The organism is Streptomyces sp. NPDC048338 (genome assembly GCF_043201055.1).
Lineage (GTDB): Bacteria > Actinomycetota > Actinomycetes > Streptomycetales > Streptomycetaceae > Streptomyces.
Genome location: NZ_JBICYQ010000014.1, coordinates 152,409 through 176,588, shown reverse-complemented (window position 1 = coordinate 176,588; position 24,180 = coordinate 152,409). Strand labels below are relative to the sequence as shown.

Annotated in this window: 23 protein-coding genes, 1 tRNA gene and 1 pseudogene; 18 read left to right on the top strand and 7 right to left on the bottom strand. The window is 74.2% G+C overall.

Annotated features, from left to right (window positions below):
- Nucleotides 1–63 precede the first annotated feature (63 nt).
- From ACGFZF_RS29790 to ACGFZF_RS29775, 4 genes are all read left to right on the top strand, one after another.
- Complete coding sequence (locus ACGFZF_RS29790; protein WP_393559335.1) at nt 64–864, top strand: ABC transporter permease; 801 nt, start codon at nt 64–66, stop codon at nt 862–864.
- A 136-nt stretch (nt 865–1,000) separates the two neighbouring features.
- The gene (locus tag ACGFZF_RS29785) at nt 1,001–1,777 is read left to right on the top strand and encodes an ABC transporter permease (RefSeq protein WP_393559333.1); all 777 of its coding nucleotides are present in this window, start codon (nt 1,001–1,003) and stop codon (nt 1,775–1,777) included.
- Between the two features lie 3 nt (nt 1,778–1,780).
- Nucleotides 1,781–2,770, top strand: coding sequence for an ATP-binding cassette domain-containing protein (locus ACGFZF_RS29780; RefSeq protein WP_393559150.1), 990 nt, complete (start codon nt 1,781–1,783; stop codon nt 2,768–2,770).
- A 17-nt stretch (nt 2,771–2,787) separates the two neighbouring features.
- Nucleotides 2,788–4,146, top strand: coding sequence for a DUF445 domain-containing protein (locus ACGFZF_RS29775; RefSeq protein WP_393559149.1), 1,359 nt, complete (start codon nt 2,788–2,790; stop codon nt 4,144–4,146).
- Between the two features lie 208 nt (nt 4,147–4,354).
- On the opposite strand, the gene ACGFZF_RS29770 is transcribed toward ACGFZF_RS29775, so the two are convergent.
- The 4 genes and pseudogenes from ACGFZF_RS29770 to ACGFZF_RS29755 all read right to left on the bottom strand — a co-directional run bounded on the left by ACGFZF_RS29770 (nt 4,355) and on the right by ACGFZF_RS29755 (nt 7,124).
- A complete protein-coding gene (locus tag ACGFZF_RS29770) occupies nt 4,355–4,657 on the bottom strand; it encodes a hypothetical protein (RefSeq protein WP_361310608.1) in 303 nt (100 codons plus the stop codon).
- A gap of 463 nt (nt 4,658–5,120) precedes the next feature.
- Nucleotides 5,121–5,621, bottom strand: a pseudogene (locus ACGFZF_RS29765) (DNA cytosine methyltransferase); the annotation flags it as partial.
- A complete protein-coding gene (locus ACGFZF_RS29760) occupies nt 5,614–6,045 on the bottom strand; it encodes a very short patch repair endonuclease (RefSeq protein ID WP_393559331.1) in 432 nt (143 codons plus the stop codon). The pseudogene ACGFZF_RS29765 and the gene ACGFZF_RS29760, both read right to left, overlap by 8 nt.
- Nucleotides 6,046–6,107: 62 nt before the next feature.
- Nucleotides 6,108–7,124, bottom strand: a complete 1,017-nt coding sequence (locus ACGFZF_RS29755; RefSeq protein WP_393559147.1) for an SEC-C metal-binding domain-containing protein — start codon at nt 7,122–7,124, stop codon at nt 6,108–6,110.
- Nucleotides 7,125–7,187: 63 nt separating this feature from the next.
- Between ACGFZF_RS29755 and ACGFZF_RS29750 the strand changes: the two genes are divergently transcribed.
- From ACGFZF_RS29750 to ACGFZF_RS29725, 6 genes are all read left to right on the top strand, one after another.
- Nucleotides 7,188–7,946 carry a class E sortase gene (locus ACGFZF_RS29750; RefSeq protein ID WP_393559145.1) on the top strand — a complete coding sequence of 253 codons (759 nt, stop codon included), beginning with the start codon at nt 7,188–7,190 and terminating at the stop codon, nt 7,944–7,946.
- On the top strand, nt 7,943–8,167 hold the full coding sequence (locus tag ACGFZF_RS29745) for a hypothetical protein (protein WP_393559143.1): 225 nt from the start codon (nt 7,943–7,945) through the stop codon (nt 8,165–8,167). Before ACGFZF_RS29750 ends, ACGFZF_RS29745 begins: the two co-directional genes overlap by 4 nt.
- The gene (locus ACGFZF_RS29740) at nt 8,164–9,672 is read left to right on the top strand and encodes a sodium:solute symporter (protein ID WP_393559141.1); all 1,509 of its coding nucleotides are present in this window, start codon (nt 8,164–8,166) and stop codon (nt 9,670–9,672) included. The genes ACGFZF_RS29745 and ACGFZF_RS29740 overlap by 4 nt, the downstream gene beginning before the upstream one ends.
- A 220-nt stretch (nt 9,673–9,892) precedes the next feature.
- Nucleotides 9,893–10,186, top strand: coding sequence for a DUF6412 domain-containing protein (locus ACGFZF_RS29735; RefSeq protein WP_393559139.1), 294 nt, complete (start codon nt 9,893–9,895; stop codon nt 10,184–10,186).
- 90 nt (nt 10,187–10,276) lie between these two features.
- Complete coding sequence (locus ACGFZF_RS29730) at nt 10,277–11,005, top strand: YidC/Oxa1 family membrane protein insertase (RefSeq protein WP_393559137.1); 729 nt, start codon at nt 10,277–10,279, stop codon at nt 11,003–11,005.
- Between the two features lie 137 nt (nt 11,006–11,142).
- A complete protein-coding gene (locus ACGFZF_RS29725) occupies nt 11,143–12,000 on the top strand; it encodes a fumarylacetoacetate hydrolase family protein (protein ID WP_393559135.1) in 858 nt (285 codons plus the stop codon).
- A gap of 80 nt (nt 12,001–12,080) precedes the next feature.
- On the opposite strand, the gene ACGFZF_RS29720 is transcribed toward ACGFZF_RS29725, so the two are convergent.
- Both ACGFZF_RS29720 and ACGFZF_RS29715 read right to left on the bottom strand, forming a co-directional pair.
- The gene (locus ACGFZF_RS29720; RefSeq protein ID WP_393559134.1) at nt 12,081–12,560 is read right to left on the bottom strand and encodes a heme-degrading domain-containing protein; all 480 of its coding nucleotides are present in this window, start codon (nt 12,558–12,560) and stop codon (nt 12,081–12,083) included.
- Nucleotides 12,557–13,651, bottom strand: a complete 1,095-nt coding sequence (locus tag ACGFZF_RS29715) for a Gfo/Idh/MocA family oxidoreductase (RefSeq protein ID WP_393559132.1) — start codon at nt 13,649–13,651, stop codon at nt 12,557–12,559. The genes ACGFZF_RS29720 and ACGFZF_RS29715 overlap by 4 nt, the downstream gene beginning before the upstream one ends.
- Before the next feature lie 56 nt (nt 13,652–13,707).
- Between ACGFZF_RS29715 and ACGFZF_RS29710 the strand changes: the two genes are divergently transcribed.
- The 5 genes from ACGFZF_RS29710 to ACGFZF_RS29690 all read left to right on the top strand — a co-directional run bounded on the left by ACGFZF_RS29710 (nt 13,708) and on the right by ACGFZF_RS29690 (nt 18,438).
- Complete coding sequence (locus tag ACGFZF_RS29710) at nt 13,708–14,913, top strand: ROK family protein (protein WP_393559131.1); 1,206 nt, start codon at nt 13,708–13,710, stop codon at nt 14,911–14,913.
- Between the two features lie 245 nt (nt 14,914–15,158).
- On the top strand, nt 15,159–16,034 hold the full coding sequence (locus ACGFZF_RS29705) for a hypothetical protein (RefSeq protein WP_393559129.1): 876 nt from the start codon (nt 15,159–15,161) through the stop codon (nt 16,032–16,034).
- Between the two features lie 226 nt (nt 16,035–16,260).
- Nucleotides 16,261–17,040 carry an HAD-IIA family hydrolase gene (locus ACGFZF_RS29700; RefSeq protein ID WP_393559127.1) on the top strand — a complete coding sequence of 260 codons (780 nt, stop codon included), beginning with the start codon at nt 16,261–16,263 and terminating at the stop codon, nt 17,038–17,040.
- Between the two features lie 115 nt (nt 17,041–17,155).
- Nucleotides 17,156–17,767: a hypothetical protein gene (locus ACGFZF_RS29695; RefSeq protein WP_393559125.1), complete on the top strand. Its 612-nt coding sequence runs from the start codon at nt 17,156–17,158 to the stop codon at nt 17,765–17,767.
- Nucleotides 17,768–17,769: 2 nt separating this feature from the next.
- Nucleotides 17,770–18,438: a class F sortase gene (locus ACGFZF_RS29690; protein WP_393559124.1), complete on the top strand. Its 669-nt coding sequence runs from the start codon at nt 17,770–17,772 to the stop codon at nt 18,436–18,438.
- A 489-nt stretch (nt 18,439–18,927) separates the two neighbouring features.
- Here the strand turns inward: ACGFZF_RS29690 and ACGFZF_RS29685 are convergent.
- Nucleotides 18,928–19,001 (bottom strand) — tRNA-Lys (locus ACGFZF_RS29685).
- Between the two features lie 184 nt (nt 19,002–19,185).
- Between ACGFZF_RS29685 and ACGFZF_RS29680 the strand changes: the two genes are divergently transcribed.
- The 3 genes from ACGFZF_RS29680 (at nt 19,186) to ACGFZF_RS29670 (ending at nt 24,163) form a co-directional block, all read left to right on the top strand.
- Entirely contained in the window at nt 19,186–20,523 is a 1,338-nt protein-coding gene (locus tag ACGFZF_RS29680) for a peptidoglycan-binding protein (RefSeq protein ID WP_393559122.1), read from the top strand.
- Nucleotides 20,524–21,414: 891 nt separating this feature from the next.
- Nucleotides 21,415–23,418: an SPFH domain-containing protein gene (locus ACGFZF_RS29675; RefSeq protein ID WP_393559120.1), complete on the top strand. Its 2,004-nt coding sequence runs from the start codon at nt 21,415–21,417 to the stop codon at nt 23,416–23,418.
- A gap of 154 nt (nt 23,419–23,572) precedes the next feature.
- A complete protein-coding gene (locus tag ACGFZF_RS29670) occupies nt 23,573–24,163 on the top strand; it encodes a lytic polysaccharide monooxygenase (protein ID WP_393559118.1) in 591 nt (196 codons plus the stop codon).
- The last annotated feature ends 17 nt before the right edge of the window (nt 24,164–24,180 follow it).

The window sequence follows — 24,180 nt, the reverse complement described above, 5'->3', positions numbered from 1 at the left end:
GTGGGATCGCTAGGGTCGGGCGCTTTGGTGTCGCCGACGGGGCGTCAGGAAGGAGGCGGCATGCTGCGGCTGTACGCGACGGTCGCCCAGGGCGGGTTCCGGCGCCATGCCACGTATCGCTTGGCCACGGCGGCGGGGGTGTTCACCAACACCGTCTTCGGGATCGTCCTGTCGTACACCTACATCGCCCTGTGGGACGAGCGGCCGCATCTGGGCGGGTACGACATGGCCGAGGCGCTGGCCTACGTGTGGATCGGCCAGGGGCTGATCACGGTGTGCGGGCTGATGGGCGGCGGGTTCGAGGAGGAGCTGATCGAGCGGATCAGGACCGGGGACATCGCCGTCGACCTGTACCGTCCGGCCGATCTGCAGGCCTGGTGGTTCTCGGCCAACGCGGGCCGGGCGGCCTACCAGCTGCTCGGCCGGGGTGTGGCTCCGATGGTGGTCGGCGCGCTCGTGTTCGACGTCGCCCTGCCGGAGCGTCCGGTGACCTGGATCGCCTTCGTGCTGGCCGTCGCGCTCGGCTCGGTCGTGAGCTTCGCGATCTGGTACCTGGTCGCGATGAGCGCCTTCTGGCTGATGGACGGTCAGGGGGTCGTGCAGGTGGTGTGGCTGGGCGGGCTGTTCTTCTCCGGGATGCTGCTGCCGCTGAACGTGTTCCCGGGGGCGCTGGGCGAGCTGGCCCGGACGCTGCCCTGGGCGTCGATGCTGCAGATCCCGGCGGACGTCTACCTGGAGAAGTACGAGGGTCCGGAGCTGCTGGGGGCGTACGGCTTCCAGGCGGGCTGGGCGGTGGTGCTGCTGGCGGCCGGGCGGCTGGCGCAGCGGCTCGCGACGCGGAAGGTGGTGGTGCAGGGTGGCTGAGTTCCCGGCCCGTGGCGGGGCGGTGACCGAGTTCCCGGCCGGGGACCGCGGCCGGTGCGGGGTTCCGCGTGAGGACGGGGCGGCCGCGTTCCCGCCTCGCGGTGGGGTCCTCGCCGAGTCGTGGCGTACGTACCGGATGGTCGCGGGGATGTGGATCCGGTCGACGACGGCGTACCGTTCCTCGTTCGCGCTGACCCTGTTCAGCAGTTTCACCGTCACGCTGTTCGACTTCGTCGTCATCCTGCTGATGTTCGGCCAGGTGGAGGGGCTCGGCGGGTTCTCCTTCGGCGAGGTCGCCTTCCTGTACGGGACGACCGGTACGTCCTTCGGTCTGGCGGACCTGACGATGGGCTCGCTGCAGCGCATGGGCAAGCGGGTGCGCGACGGCTCGCTCGACACCTTCCTGATGCGGCCCGCGCCGGTGCTCGCGCAGGTCGCGGCGGACAAGTTCGCGCTGCGCCGGCTGGGCAGGGTGGCGCAGGGGGCCCTGGTGCTGGTCTGGTCGCTGGTCGTCCTGGACGTGGACTGGACGGCGGCGAAGGTGCTGCTGGTGCCGGCGATGGTGCTGTGCGGCGCGGTGATCTTCGCGGCGGTGATGGTGGTGGGGGCGTCGGCGCTGTTCCTGGCGCAGGACGCGGCGGAGGTCACCAACTCGTTCACGTACGGGGGCAACACGCTCCTGCAGTATCCGCCGACGATCTTCGCGCAGGATCTGGTGAAGGGGGTGGTGTACGTCGTGCCGCTGGCGTTCGTGAACTGGCTGCCGGCGTTGTACGTCCTGGGGCGGCCGGCTCCGGCCGGGGTGCCCGGGTGGGCGGCGTTCCTGTCGCCGGTGGTCGCGGCCGTGTGCTGCGCCCTCGCGGGCCTGGCGTGGCGCGCGGGGCTTCGTTCGTACCGATCGACAGGGAGCTGAGGCATGGCCTTCATCGAGCTGGAGGACGTCGAGAAGGTCTTCACCGTGCGGCGCCGGGCGGGCCTGGTCCGCCGGGAGAAGCGGGAGGTGCGGGCGGTCGACGGGATCACCTTCGGGGTGGAGCGCGGGGAGATGGTCGGCTACATCGGGCCGAACGGCGCCGGCAAGTCGACGACGATCAAGATGCTGACCGGGATCCTGACGCCGAGCGGTGGCCGGTTGCGGGTCGCCGGGATCGATCCGTCGCGGGAGCGGACCCGGCTGGCGCAGCGTATCGGGGTGGTGTTCGGGCAGCGGACGACGCTGTGGTGGGATCTGCCGCTGCGGGACTCCTACCGTCTGGTGCACCGGATGTACCGGATCCCGGACGACCGTTTCGCCGCGAACCTGGCGCGGTGCGTGGAGCTGCTGGAGCTGGGCGAGCTGCTGGACGTGCCGGTGCGGCAGCTGTCGCTGGGGCAGCGGATGCGGGGCGACATCGCGGCGGCCCTGCTGCACGATCCGGACGTGCTGTACCTGGACGAGCCGACGATCGGCCTCGACGTGGTGTCGAAGGCGCGGGTGCGGGAGTTCCTGCGCGAGCTGAACGCCTCGCGGGGGACGACGGTCCTGCTGACCACCCACGACCTGACGGACATCGAGCAGCTGTGCAAGCGGGTGATGGTGATCGACCACGGGCGGCTGATGTACGACGGGACGCTGGCCGGGCTGCACGCGGTGGGGGAGGGTGAGCGGCTCCTCGTGGTGGACCTGGAGCGGGAGTCGGCGCCGATCGAGGTGGCGGGGGCGCGGTTCGTCCGCGCGGAGGGCCCGCGGCAGGTCCTGGCGTTCCCGTCCTCGGCGTCGGCGGCGCCGATCGTGGCGGCGGTGGCCGCGGCGTATCCGCTGGTGGATCTGTCGGTGCGGGAGCCGGACATCGAGGCCGTGATCGCGAAGATGTACGGGGAGGGCGGCGGGGCACGGGAACTCGGGGTGCGCGCGGGGAGTCCCTGATGTAGGGAGGTCAGGTGATGAGCGAGACGAGGACCGAGGCGGGGGACGGGCCGCCGGGCGCGGCCGGCGACGGCGGGCCGGCGGGCGCACCCGTGTCGCGGAGGCCGCTGGCGGCGTTCGCGTACACGGCGGCGGACGCGGAGAAGAGCCGCGGAGTCCGCCGGATGAAGACGTTCGCGACCGGGCTGCTGCTGTTCGTGGCCGTCGTCTACGTCCTGGCGACCTGGGCGAAGAACGAGGGCTGGGGCGCCTGGACCGGGTACGTGGCGGCGGCGGCGGAGGCGGGCATGGTGGGTGCGCTCGCCGACTGGTTCGCGGTGACGGCGCTCTTCCGGCGTCCGCTGGGTCTGCCGATCCCGCACACCGCGATCATCCCGACGAAGAAGGACCAGTTGGGTGCTTCTCTCGGGTCGTTCGTGGGCGAGAACTTCCTGTCGGCGGACGTCGTCCGCGGCCGGCTGCACGGTCTGGGTGTCGCCGGCCGGCTCGGTGCGTGGCTGGCGGAGCCGGCGCACGCGGACCGGGTGACGAGGGAGCTGGCGACGGCGCTGCGCGGCGCGCTGACGGTGCTGCGGGACGCCGACGTGCAGGCGGTCGTCGGCGAGGCGATCACCCGGCGGGCGGAGGCGGCGGAGATCGCGCCGGGCATCGGCAAGACGCTGGAGCGGATCGTCGCCGACGGCTCGCACCGCCGGGCGGTGGACCTGGTGTGCGCGAAGGCGTACGACTGGCTGGTCTTCCACGGGGACTCGGTGATGGACGCGGTCCAGGGCGGGGCGCCGGGCTGGACGCCGCGTTTCGTGGACCGCCGGGTGGGTGAGCGGGTCTACAAGGAGCTGCTCCGGTTCGTGACGGAGATGCGGGACATGCCGGGCCATCCGGCGCGGGCCGCGATCGACCGTTTCCTGAGGGACTTCGCCGCGGACCTCCAGGCGGACACGGACACCCGGGCGCGGGTGGAGCGCCTGAAGTCGGAGCTGCTGGCCCGGCCGGAGATCCAGGACGTCATCGCCTCGGCCTGGTCGTCCGTGCGCGGTCTGATCATCGCGGCGGCCGAGGACGACCGGAGCCAGCTGCGGCTGCGGGCCCGGGCCTCGCTGATGTCCCTGGGCGGCCGGCTGGTGACGGACGGCCGCCTCCAGGCGAAGGTGGAGGGCTGGGCGGAGGACGCGGCGGCCTATGTGGTCACCACGTACCGGGGTGAGATCACGTCCCTGATCAGCGACACGGTCGCCAGCTGGGACGCGACGCAGACCTCCCGGAAGATCGAGGCGAACATCGGCCGGGACCTGCAGTTCATCCGGATCAACGGCACGGTGGTCGGCGCCCTGGCGGGTCTGCTGATCTACACGGTGAGCCACGCGCTGGGCGGGTGAGTTCCGGCTCACCCGCCCGGCGACTGTGGGGAGGTGCCGTCCAGTACGGACGGGAGGCCCGGGGCGTTCAACCGGGCGGCCGGGCTTTTTCCGCGGGGGGTGCGGCGGGCGGTGGCCTGCGTTTCCCGCAGGGGCTCCAGGGGGGTCCTGGGGTCGCCGCCGAGCGCCCGCCGGGAGCCCCGCGGAATGCTGCCGGTCCCGCGGGCGGTCAGCGCCGGCCGCGGGTGGCGCCGACGGAGGCGGCGGCGACGGCCCCGGCCACGCCGAACACGGCGGGCCAGGCGCCGACCTTCTTGGCGAGCGGATGGGAGCCGGCGAAGGCGGCGACGTAGGCGACGGTCAGGGCGGCCGCGGTCCGGCCCCCGGCGACCTGCCGCCACTCCCGCGCGGCGACGGCCCCGGCCCCGGCGAGGACGACGCCTCCGAGGGGCCGCTTCCCGGTGTACCGGGCGACGGCGTAACCACCGACGAGGCCACTCGCCGCCACGACCGCCGCAGGAATCCTCGCCATGACGCCGTCCCTCTTCCTCACACGCTCCAACTGGTCCCGGCCACGCTACGCCCGCGGGTCGCCGTGACCGCGGGCGGGCTGCCGGAAGACGCAGGGGGGGAGCCCGCAAGGACGCATGCAGGAGAGCCGCTTGGTTCACCGTGATCTTCACCATCTGCGCGGGATCGTCCGAGCGAGGCCAGACGTACTCCGCCCCCGGCACCTCGTCCGCCAATGAGCCGGCATTCACTCCCATCCGCGCCCACGCCCGCTTGGTGCCCGAGGGGCCGAGGTCCGCCCCGCCGCGGTTCTCCGAGCCACCGACCAGGGTCGGAGCCACGGCCGACGCCTGCGCCGCCCAGTCCTCGGCGTCGTGCCAACCCCGGGCCCTCATCGACGGGAGCAGGACGCGGCCGACCGGGACGGGCTCGTCCACCGTCGGTTCGGGCGGGGCGAAGGCGTCGAACCACGGTTCCTGGAGTGCCACGAGAATGCCCTGTCTGCGTTCCTGCGGCACTCCGAAGTCCGCCGCGTTCAGCACGAACCAGCACAGTCGATAGCCGAGGTGCGTGAGTTCGGCGCGGACGAAATCGCGGATGCCCGCGTAGGTCGGGGAGTCGACGAGCGCGGGCAGGTTCTCCAACAACAGGGCGCGTGGACGGATCGAATGGACGAGACAGATCGCGGCGGTGAGAAGTCGTAGCTCTTGGTCGCTGTCGGCACGTCCCACGGCGGCGGAGGCCTTCACCCGCGGGAGACCGGCCGACAGAAGGTCGACGTCGAGGGTCTCCGGGTGCTCGTCCGGAAGGAACTCGACCAGGTCGCCGCGGAGCACGTTCCAATGGGGTCTGTTGGCCAGCAGGGTCTCGCACGCCTGGGGTTTGTCGCCGAGCAGGAGAACGGGCGAGAAACCCGCGCTCTCCAGCCCCGACGCCAACCCGCCGGCGCCGGAGCAGACATCGACGAAGCGAAGTCGATCACTCATTCGTCGCCTTCCTGCTCCCCCGGGAGCTGCGCTTCGGGGCGGTGCGCCTCAGCCGCTCCCTGCCCACCGTCGCACGCACCGTCGCCGCGACCTCGTCCGCCGGCATGTGCTCCCAGAAGCGCAGGACCACCCAACCCTGGGCCTCCAGATGCTCGGTCGTCTCCTTGTCCCGTGCCATGTTGCGGTCGAGCTTCCGCCGCCACCACTCGGCATTCGCCTTCGGCTGCGTGGCGTGCTCGGGGCAGCCGTGCCAGAAACAGCCGTCGATCAGCACGGCCACCTTGACGGAGGTGAAGGCGACGTCGATCCGCCGCCGAGCCATGCCCGGCACCGGGAACTCGACGCGATAGCGCAGGCCGGCCGCATGCAACAGGCGGCGGACCACGAGCTCGGCGGCGGTGTCCTTGCTGGCCTGCCTGCTCATGCGGGCCGAGACGGCGGGGGAGGACGGAACGGCTTCGGGCACACCTGCATTCTGCCGGAGATTCAGCGCGGCTCTCCGCCCCCGTGGCACTCCCCGTACCCGCGCCCCGAGCCGCACCAGCAGGCCGCTCCGCCGGCCGGGGGCCAGGTCGTCGCGCGGCCGCGGGCCGCGAGCGTCGTGGCGTACTGGGGGAGCAGGTCCGCGTTCGCCGGGGAGGAGGCCTCCGAGGCGGCGAAGGCCTCGTACGAGGGGACCGTCGCCGGGACGATGCCGAGGTTCGGGGTGCCCGCCGCGGCGAGTTCGCGCAGGGACGCCTCGATGTCCGTCAGGTGGGCGCGATACGTGGGGTACTCGGCCTCCAGCTCCGGGTAGGCCGCGAGCAGTTCGTCGAGCTCCGCCTCCGGCCAGTGCAGCACGGCCACCGGGAACGGGCGGGACAACGCCGTGCGGTAGGAGCCCAGTTCGCTGCGGAGGCGGGCGATCTCGGCCTGGAGTTCGGCCGGGTCGGAGGAGCCCAGCGACCACAGGCGCTTCGGGTCGTGGAGTTCGTCCAGGGCCACGTCCGCCGTGTGCAGGGTGTCCGCCAGGGTGTCCCAGTCGTCGTGCGGCAGCGCCAGCATCCGGCGGACCCGGTGGCGGGAGAGCAGCAGCGACTGGGTGGCGTACGGGAGGGCGTCGCCCGCCGCGCCCGCCGGGGCCAGCAGCCGGGCCGCCTGGGTGAAGGTCGCCTCCGACTCCTCCAGCTCGTCGTGGGCCTCCAGCGTCTCGGCGACGATCTCCCACGGGGAGGCGTCCGGCGGCGCCGCGGCCCGGACGCCGTCGATGATCGCGCGCGCCTCCGCCTCGTGGCCGTACTCCCACAGGTTGGCCGCCTTCAGGGCGCGGATCAGGTGCGCGTCCTGCGGGGCCGACGACAGGAGCGAGTCGTACAGGCTGGTCGCCTGTCCGCGGTCGCCCGCCAGTTCCAGGTGGGCCGCCGCGCGGAGCAGCAGCGGCTCCCGGTCCTCGGGGTACTGCGCGGCGGTGCGCAGCAGACGCTCGGCTTCGGTGGCGTGGTCGGCAGACGTGTCGGGGCGCATGAACAACACCGTACTGCTGTACGGCCCTGGAGAGTTGGTGCCTCAGCGCTTATCGTGCCCCGCGTGCGGGACAGGGTGCCGGTCGTCGTCCAGGCGCGCGGGGTGCGGAGCGTGCCCGCCCGCGCCCTGTGGGTCTGTGCCGAAGCGATCGTCACCTGCGGTGTCGTCCTGTTGCTGCTGGTCGTGCACCAGTTGTGGTGGACCAACCGGGAGGCCCGAGCCGAGGCGGGTGAGCGGGTGCGGCTCCTGGAGCGGGAGTGGGCAGGGCCACAGTCCGCCGTTCCGTCGCCCGCCGGACCCGCGCCGACGGTCGGGCCGGACGCACCCGCGGCCGTGCCGGACGCCTCCGCCGCGCCCCCTGCGGTCGCGCCGGCCTCCTCCGCCGCGTACGCCGTGCTCCGCATCCCCCGCATCGGCCTCAGTGCCCCGGTCGCCCAGGGCGTCGACAGGAAGGGGGTCCTGGACAAGGGGTACGTCGGCCACTACCCGCGTACGGCGGGCCCCGGCCGTCCCGGCAACTTCGCGCTCGCCGGGCACCGCAACACCCACGGCGAGCCCTTCCGGTACGTCAACCGTCTGGAGCGGGGCGACGAGATCACGGTGCGGACCCGCACCGCCACGTACACCTACCGGGTCGACCAGGTGCTGCCGCGCACCGCGCCGCGGGACACCGGGGTCATCGCGCCCGTGCCGCGTTCGCTGGTCCTGCCGTCGTACGGCTACTCCGCGCCGGGCTCCTACCTGACGCTCACGACCTGCACGCCGGAGTTCAGCTCGGCGTACCGGCTCGTCGTGTGGGCGAGGCTAGTGTCGTCGGAGTGATCAGACGCAGGCCCCAGCTGCTGTGGCTCCTCCTCCCGTGCGTGTTCTTCGTACTGGCCCTCCCGCTGGTGAACCGGGTGCCGCTGCTGCCGCTCTGGTTGTTGGGCGCGACCGTTCTCACGCCCGTCGCCGTCGGACTGGCGTGGCGCGGGGACCGGGCCCGGCGCGCGGGCGCGGCCGTCGGAGGGGAAGGGGACGGGCGAGGGGGCCGGGAGCGGTGAACGCCGTCGTCGCCACCTCGGTCCTCGTGTTCTTCATGGCCCTGACCGTCGCCCTCGGTCTGCTCGCGGTGCGCCGCGGGAGCGGGGCGGGCGGCCTCACCGAGTGGTCGGTGGGCGGGCGTTCCCTCGGTCCGGTCTTCATCTGGGTCCTCATGGCCGGCGAGGGCTACACGAGCTTCAGCTACCTCGGCGCCGCGGGCTGGGGCTACGACCACGGCGCCCCAATGCTGTACGTCGTCGCCTACATGTCCTGCGGCTACGCCGTCGGGTACGTGGTCGGTCCGATGCTCTGGGGTTACGCCCGCAAGCACGGCCTGGTCGCCCTCACCGACACTGTCGCCCACCGCTACCGGCGGCCCTGGCCGGGCGCGGTCGTCGCCGTCCTGGCGACGATCTTCCTGCTGCCGTACATCCAGCTCCAGATCACCGGCATGGGCGTGGTCGTCTCGACCGTCTCGTACGGGACCGTCCCGCTGAACGCGGCCTACGCGCTGGCCTTCGCCGTCACCACGGGATTCGTCGTCGTCAGCGGGCTGCGAAGCAGCGCCTGGGTGTCCGTCCTCAAGGACGCCCTGGTGATCCTCACCCTGGGGTTCCTCGCCGTGTACGTCCCGCTGCACTACTTCGACGGCTTCGGGGGGTTCTTCACCCGGCTCGTCGAGGAGCGCCGGGAGTGGCTGGCGCTGCCGGGACACGGCGGCGAGCGGAGCGGGTACGGGGTCGGCTGGTTCGCCTCCACCACCGTGCTCAACAGCCTCACGGTCGTCATCTTCCCCACGACGGTGGCCGGCTACCTGGGCGCCCGCGACGCCGACACCCTGCGCCGCAACGCCGTCTGGCTGCCGGCCTACAACGTCCTGCTGTTCGTCCCCATGCTGCTCGGCATGGCGGCCCTCTTCGTCGTGCCCGGACTGGTCGGCGCCGAGTCGAACCTCGCGCTCCTCGAACTGGTCGTGGACGCCCTGCCCGCCTGGGCGGTCGGGATCGTCGGGGTGGCCGCCGCGCTCTCGTCCATCGTGCCGATGGCGGTGTTCATGCTGGTCATCGGGACGATGTGGGGGCGCAGCGTGCTCTCCCTGGTACCCGGGCTGAGGGAGCGGGAGAAGGGGCTCTCGCAGCTCGTGGTGGTGCTGGCCGGGGGGCTCGCGCTGGTGATGACGTACACCGCCCCGAACACGCTCGTCCGGCTCTCCCTCATCTCCTACGAGGGCATGGCCCAGCTCCTGCCACTGGTGCTGCTGGGGCTTCTGTGGCGAAAGCTGACGCTGGTGGCGGGGATGAGCGGGCTCGTGGTGGGGGTGAGCGTCGTCTGCGTGCTCGTGTTCGGCGGGAACGACCCCGTGTGGGGTGTGAACGCAGGTCTGGTCGCCCTCGTCGCCAACCTCGTCGTGACGGTCGCCGTCACCCTGCTGGGACCGGCCGACCGTGACGAGCGGCCCGACGAGGACGTCCTCGGCCACGAGGAGTTCACCGACGCCGCGCTGCCCGGGCCACCGCGAGGGTGACCACGGCCCCTGAGGGCTGTCACCGCCGGCCGAGGAGCGCGGTGCCGGCGCCCGCCGTCGCGGCCGTGCGCCGCTGCGCCCCGTCGACTGCTCGTCCCTCTCGAATCCGATCGTGTATAACGGCTGGGAGGCTGCCGGAATCCCGGACGCCCCGAGAAGCCCCGAGGAAGCCCCGGCACCAGGCCGCGGGCGCCGGCGGACGAACCGAGAGGAGACGGTGGTGATCCGAGACGTGTTCCCGCGTGTCATCGCCCCGCTCTTCTTCCTGCTCGCCCTCGCCGACCTGCTCCTCTCCGACGGCGCGAGCGTCTCCGCCGCCGTCGCCCTCGCCGCGACCACCGTCGTCTGCGCCCTCATCGGCGCCTCCGTCGCGCCCGCCGTGCCGCCCACCCGGGTCCGCACCGCCCTGCGCGACCGCGAGCAACGCACCGCCTTCCTGCCCCAACGCGACCCCGACGCCTCGGGTCGCCGCAGGCCCCGGGCACCCGGCCGTCCCCTCCCGACGGCCGCGTAGAGGTACCCGCAACGCCCGAGTACCGCGCGGTTCCGTCATGCCGACCACGCTCCACGTCCCGGCACGACGAGAGACCCCCGGAGGGCTCCCATGTCCGTTTTCGCCACCCTGGTCGAGCAGCTCGCCGACCTGCTCCAGCCGCTCTTCGCCACCGCGGCGACCGCCGCCGCGATCGTGCTCTTCACCGCACTCGTACGACTCGCGATCCACCCCCTGTCCCGGGCCGCCGCCCGCGGCCAGAAGGCCCGCACCCGGCTCGCCCCGCAGCTCGCCGAACTCCGTAAGAAGCACGCCAAGAACCCCGAGCGCCTGCAGAAGGCGATGATGGAGCTGCACGCCGAGGAGAAGGTCTCGCCGCTCGCCGGCTGCCTGCCCAGCCTGCTCCAGATGCCGGCGTTCTTCCTGATGTACCACCTCTTCTCCGGCGGCCGGATGACCGGGCACACCCTCTTCGCCGCCCCGCTCGGCGACCACTGGGCCGACGCCCTCTCGCACGGCGGCGTCCTCGGCCCGGCCGGCCGGGTCTACCTCGTCCTCTTCGCGATCGTCGCGGCCGTGGCCACCTTCACCTTCCGCCGCACCAAGCGGCAGATGGCCGCCGCGCCGCCGGCCGCCGACGCGCAGGCACCCGGCGCCGGCGCCATGGCGGCCATGTCCAAGGTGATGCCGCTGTTCTCCTTCTTCACCCTGATCTCGGTGGCCGTCATGCCGCTGGCCGCCGCCCTCTACATCGTCACCAGCACCACCTGGACCGCGGTCGAGCGGGCCTTCCTCTACCGCGACATGCCGGCCGCGGGGGCGCTCGCTACCGCCGCGTAAGGGTCCAGGTTGTGAACGGGGTATTGCGGACTGGTCGGAACTCTTGGAGGATCGACCAATCCTCCGATGGCCGCACTCCATCGGCCGGGGCTCGGACGGGCCCGCCTCGGGCCCACCTCGACCACAGGGAGAAGACCATGAAGCTGCTGCGTGTCGGCCCGGCAGGCGCCGAGCGTCCTGCCCTGCTCGACCAGGACGGGACGCTGCGCGACCTGTCCGCGCTGGTCGGCGACATCGACGGGGGAGTGCTCGCCGACGGGGCGGCCCTCGACCGGATCCGCGCCGCGGCCGGCGCAGGGGTGCTGCCCGCGCTCGACGCGACCGGGCTGCGCGTCGGCCCGCCGGTCGGCCGGATCGGCAAGGTCGTGTGCATCGGGCTGAACTACCACGACCACGCCGCCGAGACCGGCGCGGCGACCCCGGCGGAGCCGGTCGTCTTCCTCAAGGCCGCCGACACGGTCGTCGGCCCGGACGACACCGTGCTCGTACCGCGCCGCAGCACGAAGACCGACTGGGAGGTGGAGCTGGCGATCGTCATCGGCCGCACCGCCCGCTACCTGGAGTCCGCCGAGCAGGCCCTGGCCCACGTCGCCGGTTACGCGGTCGCCCACGACGTCTCCGAGCGCGAGTTCCAGATCGAGCGCGGCGGCACCTGGGACAAGGGCAAGAACTGCGCGACCTTCAACCCGCTCGGCCCCTGGCTGGTGACCGCCGACGAGGTGCCCGACCCCCAGGCCCTCGGCCTCCGGCTCTGGGTCAACGGCGAGCTGAAGCAGGACGGCAGCACCGCCGACCAGATCTTCCCGGTCGCGGAGGTCGTCCGCTACGTCAGCCAGTTCATGACGCTCCACCCGGGAGACGTCATCAACACCGGCACCCCGGCGGGCGTCGCGATGGGACAGCCCGAACCCAAGCCGTACCTGCGGGCCGGCGACGTCGTGGAGCTGGAGATCGACGGCCTCGGACGCCAGCGCCAGGAACTCAAGGACGCCTGACCGGACACGGGCGCGCCCGCGCGTGAGCCGGGGGGCTCACGCGCGGTCCCGGGCATCCGGTGTGCGCCGGGGGCGCGCGTTCACTCCGCGGCGGCGCCGGGGGCCGAGGCCCTGAGCCGCCCCAGCGCCTCGACCACGAGGGCGTGGTCCTCCGCCTGCGGCAGGCCCGAGACGGTGACCGAGCCGATCACGCCCGCGCCCTCGACCACGACCGGGCACGAACCGCCGTGGGCGGCGTACCGGTCGGGGTCCAGCCGCGAGGACTGCTCGAACGTGGTGCCCTTGGCGCGGAACCGGGCGCCGACCAGGTACGAGCTCTCGCCGTACCGCTCGACGACCCGCCGCTTCCGGTCGATCCAGGCGTCGTTGTCCGCGCTCGACCCGGGCAGCGCGCAGTGGAACAGCTGCTGCGCGCCGCGCCTGATGTCGATCGCCACCGGCGCGCGCCGCTCGCGGGCCAGCCCGACCAGCAGCGTGCCGAGCGCCCAGGCGTCCTCGTACGTGAAGCGGGACAGGGTCAGGCCGGCCTCCAGCGCCTCCAGCTCGGCGACCTCGCTCATGCGCCGACCTCCACGGTGACGCCCTCGCGGGCGGACCGCTTCGCCGCCTCCAGGACGTCGAGGGCCGCGGCGGCCTCGTGGGCCGAGACCGGGTTGTCGCCCGCACCGCGCAGCGCGGCGGCGATGGCCGCGTAGTACGCCGGGTAGTCGCCCGGCAGGGTCTCGACCGGGGTGCCGCCGCCCGTCAGCGGGGACTCCCCGGCGCCGATCGTGCCCCACATCGACTCCGGCTCCAGACCCCAGGGCGTGCCCGGGACCGGACGCAGCCCCTCGCGCAGGGCCGCCTCCTGCGGGTCCAGGCCGTACTTCACGTAGCCGGCGCTCTCGCCCAGCACCCGGAAGCGCGGACCGAGCTGGGCGGTCGTGGCGCTCATGTACAGGTGGGAGCGGACCCCGTTCGCGTGGGTGATCGCGAGGAAGGTGTCGTCGTCGGTCTCGGCGCCGGGGCGGCGGACGTCCGACTCGGCGTACACGCGCACGGCCGGTCCGAAGAGGACCAGGGCCTGGTCGACGACGTGGCTGCCGAGGTCGTAGAGCAGGCCGCCGATCTCCTCCGGCGAGCCGGACTCGCGCCAGCCGCCCTTGAGCTGGGGTCGCCAGCGCTCGAAACGCGACTCGAACCGCTGGACCCGGCCGAGGGCGTTCTCCGCGAGGAGCGCGCGCAGGGTGCGGAAGTCGTTGTCCCAGCGACGGTTCTGGAAGACCGAGAGCAGCAGGCCCCGCTCCTCGGCGAGCGCGGCGAGCGCGCGTGCCTCCGCGGCGGTGCCGGCGACCGGCTTGTCCACGACGACGGGCAGGCCGGCTTCGAGGGCGGCGGTGGCGACCGGGACGTGGGTCTTGTTCGGGGAGGCGACGACGACCAGGTCGAGCTCCTCGGCCCGGGCCAGCAGGTCGTCGGGGGAGTCGGCGAACCGTACGCCGGGGTGCGCGGCGCGGGCCTGCTCCCGGCGCTCGGCGTTGCCGGTGGCGACCGTGTCGAGGACCAGGCCCTCGGTGGCGGCGATCAGCGGGGCGTGGAAGACGGAGCCCGCGAGGCCGTAGCCGACGAGTCCGACGCGGAGGGGGGTGCGGGGGTCGGTGCTGCCAGTCATGGACGCCACTTAAGCAACGCTGTTGCCAAAGTGCAAGCGCAGGAGACAATGGCGAGGTGAAGAACGACTTGGGTGGAGCGAACCTACCGGCGCTGCGCAGCCACAACGCGGCGCTGGTGCTCGATCTGCTGCGTGGCGCGGGGGAGGCGGGGATCAGCCGGCTGGAGCTGGCGGAGCGGACCGGCCTCACCCCGCAGGCGGTCAGCAAGATCACGGCGCGGCTGCGGGCGGAGGGCCTGGCCCGCGAGGCGGGCCGGCGCGCCTCGACCGGCGGCAAGCCCCGCACGGTGCTGCGGCTCGTCCCGGCGGCGGCGTACGCGGTGGGGCTGCACCTCGACCGCGACGAACTGACCTCCGTGCTCGTCGACCTCGCCGGCACGCCGGTCGTCACCCGCAACGCCCCGCTGGACCTGGGCGCGGGCGCCCCGGCCGTCCTGTCGGCGGCGGCACGGGAGGTACGGGAGCTGCTGGCGGGAGCGGGACTCGCACCGTCACCGGGGGAGGTGCCCGGCGCACCCGGCCCGGGCGACGGGTCCGGCCCGGCCGCCGACGCCGCACCGGACGCGGGCGCCGCCCGCGACACCGGCCCCGACGGCGACGCCCTTTCCGGCGGCCGGGCCGAGGGCGGTCCGTCCGTCGTCCTGGGGGTGGGGGTCGCCATGCCCGGTCCGCTCGATCACCCGGCCGGGGCGCCGGGCCGGATCACCGGCCATCCCGAGTGGGACGGCTTCCCCGTCCGCGACGTACTGGCCCGCGAGCTCGGGCGGACCGTCGTCCTCGACAAGGACACGAACGCCGCGGCGCTCGGGCTCGCCCTGCGGTCGCCCGCGGCGGACTCGTTCGCTTACGTCCATCTCGGTACCGGCCTCGGTGCCGGGCTCGTGCTGGACGGCCGGCTGCTGCGGGGGGCCAGGACGGGGGCGGGCGAGCTGGGGCACCAGACGGTGCAGCTCGACGGGCCCCCGTGCGACTGCGGCGGGCGCGGCTGCCTGGAGGTCCTGTGCCTGGCGGCCGTCGCCCGCGGGGACCTCGCCGAGGCGGCCCGGGTCCTGGGCACCGGCGCCGCCGGCCTCGTCCGGCTCCTCGACATCGACCGCGTCCTCCTGGGCGGTCGGGCCGTCCTCGCCGCCCCCGGCACGTTCGAGCGCGGCACCCGCGCGGTCCTCGCGGCACTGGGTCTGCCCACCGAGGTCGCCGTCACCCCGTACGCCGTCGCCGAGGGCGCCGCCCAGCTGGTGCTGGCTCCGGTCTTCGGCAAGTAGCCCCGACGGGGCGTGCCCGGCCATGGACCGAGCGGGCCCGGCGCGGGCCCCGGCCGCCCGTGCCCCCGGCGTCCCGGAGCCGCCCCCGCCGGCCGAGGGTGCCGAGGGAGTCGAAAATACGCTGATCAGGTGGAATGGCCGGGCCGTGCGAGGGGGTCCGCCGCGTCGCTCCCGTGTCCGCCCCGAGGTCCGTGGCAGCGTCGCGGCCGTCCCGTCCGCCCGCGAGCAGCAAAGGCACCCCGCCCATGCGACTGCGCAATGCCCTCGCCCCCGGCGTGACTGCTGCGACGGCCGGAACCGCCGTCCTCGCGCTCGCCGTCCTCCCCGCCGCGGCCGAGCCGGGCGCCGGCCCCGGTCCCAGCCCCCGATCCGACTCCGGCCCGGGTCCCGAAGCCGAACAGCGTGACCAGCCGCCCACCTGCGGCAAGGCCACCGACACGGAGTTCCCCCTCGACACCCGGATCCACGGCGGCCCCACCGACTACGCCCCGGGTGGCGCCCCGGCCGCCTGGAACATCGATCTCACCAACACCACGACGGAGGCCTGCGACGGCATCCATCCGGTCCTCGTCCTCGCCGACCGCCATCGGATGCTCCAACCCGCCCAGATCCGCCTCGACTTCTACGACGCGGCGGCCCGGCGCTGGCGGCCCGTCCCCTTCGAGGCGACCGAGGAGCACGAGAACATCGGCGTCCTCACCGGCTTCCCCGGCTTCGCCGTACCCGCCGGCGGCACCGTCACCGTGCCGGTCCGGCTCGCCTTCCGCGCCGACACCGCCCCCGACGAGGTCGTCGCCAACGCGGCGATCGTGCAACGCCGCGGCGACGACGGCGACTGGGTGGGCGAGTCCGAGACCTACCGCCTCACCATCGACCCCGCCGCACCGTCCGCGGAACCCGGCCGCGCGGAACCCGGCACCGCCGTGCCCGCCCCGGCGTCGGCCACCCCGTCCAGGGGTGCCGCCCGGCCGTCGACCGCCCCGGGCGAACTCGCCCTGACCGGACGGGACGTCGTCACCATCCTGGCGCCCGTGGCCGGCGCTCTCGTCCTCGCCGGCGCCGTCCTGGTGCTGGTGGCGCGGCGCGGCCGCCGCCCCCGACGGGGCGTGCCCCGCCGCTGAGGAGGCCGCCTCCGGAGGGCCGGATCCTGCCGGCCCGAGCGGACGGCTCCCCGTGTCGGCGGAAGGCGGCCCCTGCCGCCCTCCGCCGCACCGGCTCCGACAACCGGTACCGGGTGATCGGCGGGGTCAGGATCAGGGCATCCTGACTAGTCTGGGGACGTCGCCACAGCGCTGTCGCGGCGTTCCCAGCACCGCACGCATTCCGTACGGCAGGAGTTTCCCGCACATGGCAGAGCGCAAGCCGATCGAATCCTGGCTGACCGACATGGACGGCGTCCTCATCCACGAGGGTGTCCCGATCCCCGGCGCCGACGCGTTCATCAAGAAGCTGCGGGAGACCGGGAAGCCCTTCCTGGTCCTCACGAACAACTCGATCTACACCGCGCGCGACCTGCACGCCCGGCTGGCCCGCATGGGCCTGGACGTGCCCGTGGAGAACATCTGGACCTCCGCCCTCGCAACCGCGCAGTTCCTCGACGACCAGCGCCCCGGCGGCACGGCCTACGTCATCGGCGAGGCGGGACTGACCACCGCCCTGCACGACATCGGTTACGTCCTGACCGACCACGACCCCGACTACGTCGTCCTCGGCGAGACCCGGACGTACTCCTTCGAGGCAATGACCAAGGCCGTCCGGCTGATCAACGCCGGCGCCCGGTTCATCTGCACCAACCCCGACGAGACCGGCCCCTCGCTGGAGGGACCGCTCCCCGCCACCGGCTCGGTCGCGGCCCTCATCACCAAGGCCACCGGCAAGGACCCGTACTTCGCGGGCAAGCCGAACCCGCTGATGATGCGTACCGGACTCAACGCCATCGGCGCCCACTCCGAGTCCAGCGCCATGATCGGAGACCGGATGGACACCGACATCCTGGCCGGTCTGGAAGCGGGCATGCAGACCTTCCTGGTGCTCACCGGTCTGACGACCCGGGCCGAGGTGGACCGCTACCCGTTCCGGCCCTCCAAGATCGTCGACTCGATCGCGGACATCGTCGACCGCGTCTGACCGTCCCGCGGGGGAGCCGCCCACGGGCCGGAACCCCCTGTTCGGAGGCGTGCCGGGCCCCTGCGGATGCGAAAAGACCGGAACCGGGTGAACCTGCCAGTACCAGGAGGTCACGATGCGTTCAGGTCCCATTGCTCTCCGTGCCGCAGGGGCGGCCGCCGTACTCGTGCTGGCATCCGCAGCCGGCACCGCGTACGCCCATGACGGTGTGAAGATCACCGTCACCCCGTCCACCGCCCGGCCGGGTGCCGATGTCGACGTCCGCGTCACGGGCTGCAAGGGCACCACCGGTGCCGCCAAGTCTCAGGCGTTCGTCGCCGACGCCGAACTCACCGGGCGGGACGGCGGCGACTACCCGCTGTTCGGCGACACCACCGTGAAGTCGGACCTGAAGGACGGCACCTATCGCGTGAGCGTGACCTGCGACGGTCACAGCCACCGCGACGTCGGCACGATCCAGGTCCGGGGTCACCACCAGCCCACCCACCACCCCACGCACGAGCCGACGTACTACCCCAGCCCCCTCGCGCCCGTCCGGGCCGGCGGCGGAGGTACCGCCGCGTTCGCCGCGCCGGCCGCGCCGGGTGTCGCCCAGACCGCCACCGGAAGCGGCCTCGGCACCCCGTACACCCTGGTGGGTCTCGCCGGCGCTGGGATCGCCGCGGTGGCCGTCGCCGTCCGCAGCGCGCGCCGCCGCCGCGCGGGTGCGGCCTCGGTCGCGGACTGAGGATGTCCGCCGGAACACGGACCGCGGGAACCGGCCGGCTGATCACCGGCGTGGCCTGGGCGCTCCTGGTCCTGGGGCTGTGGCTGTGGGGCCGGGAGGCGACCGACGGCCCGGGCGGCGCGGCGGCCCCGACCACCGGTGACATCGCCGCGGCCGGCCGCCCGCTCGGCGTCCCGCTCCCCCCGGCGCACGCCCCCGTGGAGCCCGCGACGCCGAGCCGGATCGAGGTCCCCTCCCTCGGTATCGCGGCGCCGGTCGTCCCGCGCGGTCTCGACGACACGGGCGCCGTGGACCCGCCCCCGTACGAGATGCCGCAGTCGGTCGGCTGGTTCGACCGCGGCACCCGGCCGGGCGCGGACGGGTCCGCCGTCTTCGTCGGCCACGTCGACACCGAGACCCGGCCGGCCGTCTTCTACGGTCTGAGCTCCGCCCGCCCGGGCGCCGAGGTCCGCGTCACCCGGTCGGACGGCTCCGTCGCCGAGTTCACCGTCGACGACGTGCGGGTCGTCCCCCGCGACCACTTCGACGCGCACGAGGTGTACGGGCAGCGCCGTGCCGGCCGGGCCGAGCTGCGGCTGATCACCTGCGGCGGCAGCTTCGACCGCACGGCGGGCGCCTACACCGCGAACGTGGTCGTCTCCGCGTATCTCACGGGTGTGACGAAGGGCTGAGCCGCCTCCGGAGCCGTGACGCGTCCGTGCGCTCGCGCGTCCGCCGGCCCCCGCGCCCGTCCGCCGGCCCGTCGTGCGCCGGGCCCGGTCCCCGGCCTGGCCCGGGCTCGCTTCCTCGCCCAGGTCGCGGGGCTTCCCGTCGTGCGCCACCGAGCCCGGCCGGCGGCCCACGTCCCGTGCGTCCGCCGGCCGGGCCGGTCCTCGACCGCGGGCATCCGGAGTGCGGGAGGAATCCGGCGCCGCCGCGGGAGGTCGGGGTTCCGAACACTGTAGGGCGCTCGCCGCTCCCGGCCCAGACGTCGGCCGTCGATCGGGTCCGTGCTCCGTCCCGGCAGGTCGATCGGCACCCCGGGCCGAGGTCGCGGTGGGGCTTGGCGGCAGGAGGAAGACAGGGAGGCGTCCCAGGGGGCAGGCCCCCAGCTCCGGGCTCCGAGAGAGGGAGAACGACCGAGGCCCCCTCACCGATGGTGAGGGGGCCTCGACTGCGCGTGCGCCGCCAGGGACTCGAACCCCGGACCCGCTGATTAAGAGTCAGCTGCTCTAACCAACTGAGCTAGCGGCGCTTGCTGACCTGCGTAACTCTACCCGACGCTCGAGGGTGCTCCTGACCAAGGCCGGCCACTTCCGGCCTGTCGGATGGTCGTTTTGTAGCTTCGATCCGTCAAAATGCGATTTGTCCAGACAGTTGAGACACTGGCGCCCGTGCCAGAGCGCCGGAGGATCTCGACGAGTGTGGAGGGGAATCGCATGAGTGTGCCGATCTTCGAGGAGTTCGAGCCCGCCGACGACTGCGCGTGCGCGGGCTGCGGCCGGCAACGGCGCGACCTGGCCCTCGCGCTGCCCGTCCGCGCGGGCGGCCACCCGGCGGCGCGCGGTGCGCGGCGCGCGCTGGTCCTGATGACAGCGGCCGGCGTGGTGCTCGGCGGCGGCGGGGCGAGCGCCCTCGCCCGGCCCTCGGGTCCCACCGTCCCGAGCGCCCCCGCCGACGACGGCCCCGGGCCCGACACCCCCCAGGGCGGCGCCGGTCCGCTGCACGGAGTGCCCGGTCCCGGCGGGAAGCCGGCGTCGCCCGCCGCCGCCCCGACGACGGGTCAGGTCCCGGCCGCGTCGCTGCGCCGCTCGACCCGGACCGAGATCATCAACCGGGCGAAGCGGTGGGTGACGGCACAGGTCCCGTACTCGATGGAGAAGTACTGGACGGACGGATACCGCCAGGACTGCTCCGGCTACATCTCGATGGCCTGGAACCTGAGCGCCAACGAATGGACCGGCAGCCTCGACAAGTTCGGCGAGAAGGTCGACCGCACGGAGCTCCAGCCCGGCGACATCCTGCTCTTCCACAACCCGGCCAACCCGACCAAGGGTTCGCACGTCACGATCTTCGGCGGCTGGACCGACTACACCCACACCTCGTACCTCGCGTACGAGCAGACGAAGCCGCGCGCGCGGCGGCAGGCCACGCCGCTGGCGTACTGGGACAACTCCGACCGCTACGTCGCCTACCGCTACAAGGGGATCACCGGCGGCACCACCACCGGAGGCGCCGCCTCCACGACGACGGCCTACCCGGGCGCGGCGATGTTCGGGCCCGGCGCGAACAACGCGTACGTCACCCGGCTCGGGAGCATGCTCGTGGCGCGCGGCGGCACCCGGTTCTACGGCCAGGGGCCCGGCCCGCGCTGGTCCGAGGCGGACCGCCGGGCGACCCAGGCGTTCCAGCAGGCGCAGGGATGGAAGGGCGCGGAGGCGGACGGTCTGCCGGGGGCTCAGACGTGGCGGCTGCTGGTGACCGGGCAGGGCCGCGCCATCGGCGGTTCGAGTGGTTCGGGGGGTTCGACCGCGAATGAGACGGGGTTCCCCGGGCGTGGCTACTTCCGTCCGGGGCAATCCAACGCATATGTGGAGAAGCTGGGCAAACAGCTGGTGAAGCGGGGCTACGGCAAGCACTACCTGTCGGGTCCCGGTCCGCGCTGGTCCGAGGCGGACCGTCGCAATGTCGAGGCGTTCCAGCGGGCGCAGGGATGGCTCGGCGGCGCGGCCGACGGCTACCCCGGCCCGGAGACCTGGCGGCGCTTGTTCCGATGACCCCAAGAGCATGAGGTGGACCGCATGACCGCATCGAACCCGAATCCCTTGGGCCCGCCCGGAGACTCCGGCCCCGCGGCCACGCGCGACGCGGCGCGCACGGCTCGCCGTCTGACGGAGGAGCCCCGCACCCCGCGCGCGTCGGCAGGCCCGCCCGGCGGGGATACGGGTGCGGCCTCGCCGTCCGCCGCGGCGACGGGTGCGGCTCCTGCGGACGCGGAGCCTCGGCCCGCCTCCGTGACGGGCGGAACCGGTGCGGCGAGCGGTGGCGGGCCGGACGCACCCGCATCCGGTGGTGGGGCGAGTGGCTCCGTGGGTTCGCCCGCCGGGGCGGCGATGGCGGCGATGTCCGTGGGTGCGGCGCTCACGGTGGGGCGGCCGGTCGGTGCGGAGAGCGTGGATCGTGCGGAGGGCGCGGCGAGGCCGGGCGGCGCGGAGCGCACCGAGCCGGGTGAGCCGACCAGGCCGGGCGAGGATCGGAGCCGGAGCGCAGGCGGTCCGGTGGGAACGGAGGCCGGGCCCGGCGGGGGACCGCGTGCGGCGGGCCGGGATGCCGACGGAACCGCGCCCGGCGGGACGCCGGCGGACCCGGTCCGTCGCGCGGATCCGGCGACGGCCGGTGCGGAGCACGGGTCGGGCATGCCCCCGTGCGCGGCCCCTTCGGTACATGCGGGCGGAACCGACGAGCTCCGGGGCGCTACGGGCGCATCGGCCGGCCGGCCGGCGCCCGGAGCGGTCGACGGGTCGCGTGGCGTCGGCCCGGCGGCGGGTCCCGACGGCTCCGCGTCCGGGCCGCGCGGCGTTCCGGCGGCCGGCCCTGAGCGGACCGCCCGCGCGGCGACCACCGCCGGTGCGGGCACCCCGCGGGGTGCCGACCGGCCGACCGGCTCCATGACTCCCACCGGCTCCACGACTCCCGCCGCCCCGGCCGACTCCCGTCGGCCGGCCGCGGCCCGCGCGGACGACGGTCCGGCGCCGGCCGTCCCCCCGGCCGTCCCCGCGGTCGGCGAGGCGCCGACGGGCGCGGTCGCCGACGCGACAGCGCGCCCGGCCACGCCCCCTGCTGACGCCACGTCAACGCCGGTGTCCGTCCGGGAGCGTCCCGCCGCGGGGGAGGGCGCCGCCAGTCCCGCCGAGAAGCCCGCCGTCGCGCCGGACCGACCGCCCACGGGTTCCCGCGCGGCCGCCCCGCCCCGGTCCGGCCGGACCCCGGCCTCGCCCGGTTCGACCGACCCGGCCCCCGCGGGCACGTCGTCCGCCCCCGCTCAGCCGGTCACGCCGGCCAAGGCGCCGGCCTCGTCCCCCTCGCTCTCCGCCGCCTCTGCCTCCCCGGCCGCCGCCCCCGCCGTCGCGGCGCCGACCGACCACGTACGGGACGTGTCCGCCGAGACGGCGCGCACCGCGGCCGACGCCGTCGCGGCCAAGGCCGACACGGCGACCGGCCCGGCCGGATCGACCACCTCCTCCACCGACCGATCCGGCACCACGCCGACCGGATCGTCCGCCCCGTCCGCCCCGTCCGCCCCGTCCGCCCCGACCGCCGCGGCCGGCGACCGGTCCGGCGGGCCGCGGACCGGCCCCCGCGAAGCCGCCGCGCCCGGCCACGTGACCTGCGGGCGGCGCGAGTTCATCCGGGTCTCCGACATCGGGCGGATCATCGACGCGCCCGGCGGGGTCATCGCCGTACCCGTGGCCGCCGAGCAGGCCAAGGCGCCCGCGCCGGCGCCCGTGCGGACCGGACCCCGGCGGAAGAACGTGATCGGGACCGAGACGACCGGTTCGATCCCCGTGCACCTCCTCTTCCGGGACGAGCCCGAGCCCTCCGCGGCGAGCGTCGGCGTGGCCGACGACGGCGGCCCCGCCACCGTCGCCATGGCCACCCTCGCGCCCTCCCCGGTCCCCGCCTCCGCCGCCCCGCCGTCCTCCGCGTCCCGGGCGAGGATCCCCAAGCCCGCCCGCGCCCGGTCCACCCGCCCCGCGCCCTCCGCCGACCCCGCGCTCGTCGAGCGTCCCGGGCCCGCCCTGCCCGGCTGGATCGGGGTCGCCGCCGGGTTCCTGGCGCTCGCCGGGTGCGCGGCCGTCCTGTGGTGGGCCGGTGCCGTGCCCGATGCGCTGGGTCGGATGCTGCGGCTGCCGGTACGGCCGTACCAGGGCATCCACCTCGGCCAGTGGGCCCTGCTCGCGCTCGGGGTGCTGGCCACCCTCTTCACGTTCGGGGGCCTCGGCCGCGGCCGGGTCGGCCACGCCTACGTCCTCACCCTGTTCGGCGACTACCGGGGCACCGTCCGCCGCACCGGGCTCCTGTGGATCAGCCCGCTGCTGCTGCGCCGCCGGGTCGACGTCCGGCTGCGGCACTGGCGCAGCGAGCCGCTCTCCGCGGTGGACGCCAAGGGCACCGCGCTCGACGTCGTCGTCCTCGTGGTCTGGCGCATCCGGGACACCGTCCGGGCCGCGCTGGGGGTCGACGGGCACGAGGCGTACCTGCGTGAGCAGGTCGAGGCGGCCATGGCGCGGGTGCTCTCCCAGCTTCCGGCGGACGCCTTCCACGAGGACGCCCCGACGCTGCGCGACGCGGAGGCGGTCGGCGAGGCGCTGACCCGGATGCTCTCGGCGGAGTGCGCCCCGGTCGGGGTCGACGTGTTCTCGGCGCAGCCGACCCGGATCGAGTACGCCCCCGAGATCGCGGCGGCCATGCAGCGCCGGCGGATCGCGGCGATCGACGCGAAGCACCGGGACAGCGTGCTGACCGCCGTCGTGGACGCGGTCGACGACGTGGTCCACCGCCTGACCGCGCGTGGTCTGGTCGAGCTGGACGACTACGAGCGCAAGGCGCTGGTCAAGGACCTGACGGTGGCGTTCTACACGGGCCGTACCGCGCCGGGGGACGGCGCGTGAATCCCGCGATTGGTATGGACATGTTCAACTTCCGTCAATACCTTGGTACTTGGTCTAGACCGGAATAGGTACCGCCGCACCATCCACGGCCGAATCATCCGCACGCGTGCAGCACGGGTCACAGAACTCCCCCACGTTCTCCTGGAGCGACAGCATGCGCAAAAAGACAGGTGTGGCCGCGGTGGCGCTCGGCGTCGCGGCCGCCTCCCTCTTCGCCACGAGCAGTGCCGGAAGTCACGGCTACACCGACTCCCCGATCAGCCGGCAGAAGCTCTGCGCCAACGGCACGGTGACCAACTGCGGTTCCATCCAGTGGGAGCCGCAGTCGGTCGAGGGTCCGAAGGGCTTCCCGTCCGCCGGGCCCGCCGACGGCAGGATCTGTTCCGCGGGTCTCACCCAGTTCGCCCAGCTCGACGACCCGCGCGGCGGCAACTGGCCCGCCACCCGGGTCACCGCGGGCCAGAGCTACGGCTTCCGCTGGCAGTTCACCGCCCGCCACCGCACCACCGACTTCCGGTACTACATCACCAAGAACGGCTGGGACCGGACCAAGCCGCTCACCCGGGCGGCTCTCGACTCCCAGCCCTTCCTGACCGTCCCCTACAACAACCAGCAGCCGCCGGCCACGCTCTCGCACTCCGGGACCATCCCGGCGGGCAAGACCGGCAAGCATCTGATCCTGGCCGTGTGGACGATCGCGGACACCGCGAACGCCTTCTACGCCTGCTCGGATGTTCAGTTCTGACGACTAGTCAGTTACCG

Excerpts from the sequence above, each read along its gene's own strand:
- ACGFZF_RS29785 (WP_393559333.1), top strand. The coding sequence starts at position 1,001 with ATGGTCGCGGGGATGTGGATCCGGTCGACGACGGCGTACCGTTCCTCG.
- ACGFZF_RS29780 (WP_393559150.1), top strand. The coding sequence starts at position 1,781 with ATGGCCTTCATCGAGCTGGAGGACGTCGAGAAGGTCTTCACCGTGCGG.
- ACGFZF_RS29775 (WP_393559149.1), top strand. The coding sequence starts at position 2,788 with ATGAGCGAGACGAGGACCGAGGCGGGGGACGGGCCGCCGGGCGCGGCC.
- ACGFZF_RS29770 (WP_361310608.1), bottom strand. The coding sequence starts at position 4,657 with ATGGCGAGGATTCCTGCGGCGGTCGTGGCGGCGAGTGGCCTCGTCGGT.
- ACGFZF_RS29760 (WP_393559331.1), bottom strand. The coding sequence starts at position 6,045 with ATGAGCAGGCAGGCCAGCAAGGACACCGCCGCCGAGCTCGTGGTCCGC.
- ACGFZF_RS29755 (WP_393559147.1), bottom strand. The coding sequence starts at position 7,124 with ATGCGCCCCGACACGTCTGCCGACCACGCCACCGAAGCCGAGCGTCTG.
- ACGFZF_RS29730 (WP_393559137.1), top strand. The coding sequence starts at position 10,277 with ATGTCCGTTTTCGCCACCCTGGTCGAGCAGCTCGCCGACCTGCTCCAG.
- ACGFZF_RS29725 (WP_393559135.1), top strand. The coding sequence starts at position 11,143 with ATGAAGCTGCTGCGTGTCGGCCCGGCAGGCGCCGAGCGTCCTGCCCTG.
- ACGFZF_RS29720 (WP_393559134.1), bottom strand. The coding sequence starts at position 12,560 with ATGAGCGAGGTCGCCGAGCTGGAGGCGCTGGAGGCCGGCCTGACCCTG.
- ACGFZF_RS29715 (WP_393559132.1), bottom strand. The coding sequence starts at position 13,651 with ATGACTGGCAGCACCGACCCCCGCACCCCCCTCCGCGTCGGACTCGTC.
- ACGFZF_RS29705 (WP_393559129.1), top strand. The coding sequence starts at position 15,159 with ATGCGACTGCGCAATGCCCTCGCCCCCGGCGTGACTGCTGCGACGGCC.
- ACGFZF_RS29700 (WP_393559127.1), top strand. The coding sequence starts at position 16,261 with ATGGCAGAGCGCAAGCCGATCGAATCCTGGCTGACCGACATGGACGGC.
- ACGFZF_RS29695 (WP_393559125.1), top strand. The coding sequence starts at position 17,156 with ATGCGTTCAGGTCCCATTGCTCTCCGTGCCGCAGGGGCGGCCGCCGTA.
- ACGFZF_RS29690 (WP_393559124.1), top strand. The coding sequence starts at position 17,770 with ATGTCCGCCGGAACACGGACCGCGGGAACCGGCCGGCTGATCACCGGC.
- ACGFZF_RS29680 (WP_393559122.1), top strand. The coding sequence starts at position 19,186 with ATGAGTGTGCCGATCTTCGAGGAGTTCGAGCCCGCCGACGACTGCGCG.
- ACGFZF_RS29675 (WP_393559120.1), top strand. The coding sequence starts at position 21,415 with ATGACTCCCACCGGCTCCACGACTCCCGCCGCCCCGGCCGACTCCCGT.
- ACGFZF_RS29670 (WP_393559118.1), top strand. The coding sequence starts at position 23,573 with ATGCGCAAAAAGACAGGTGTGGCCGCGGTGGCGCTCGGCGTCGCGGCC.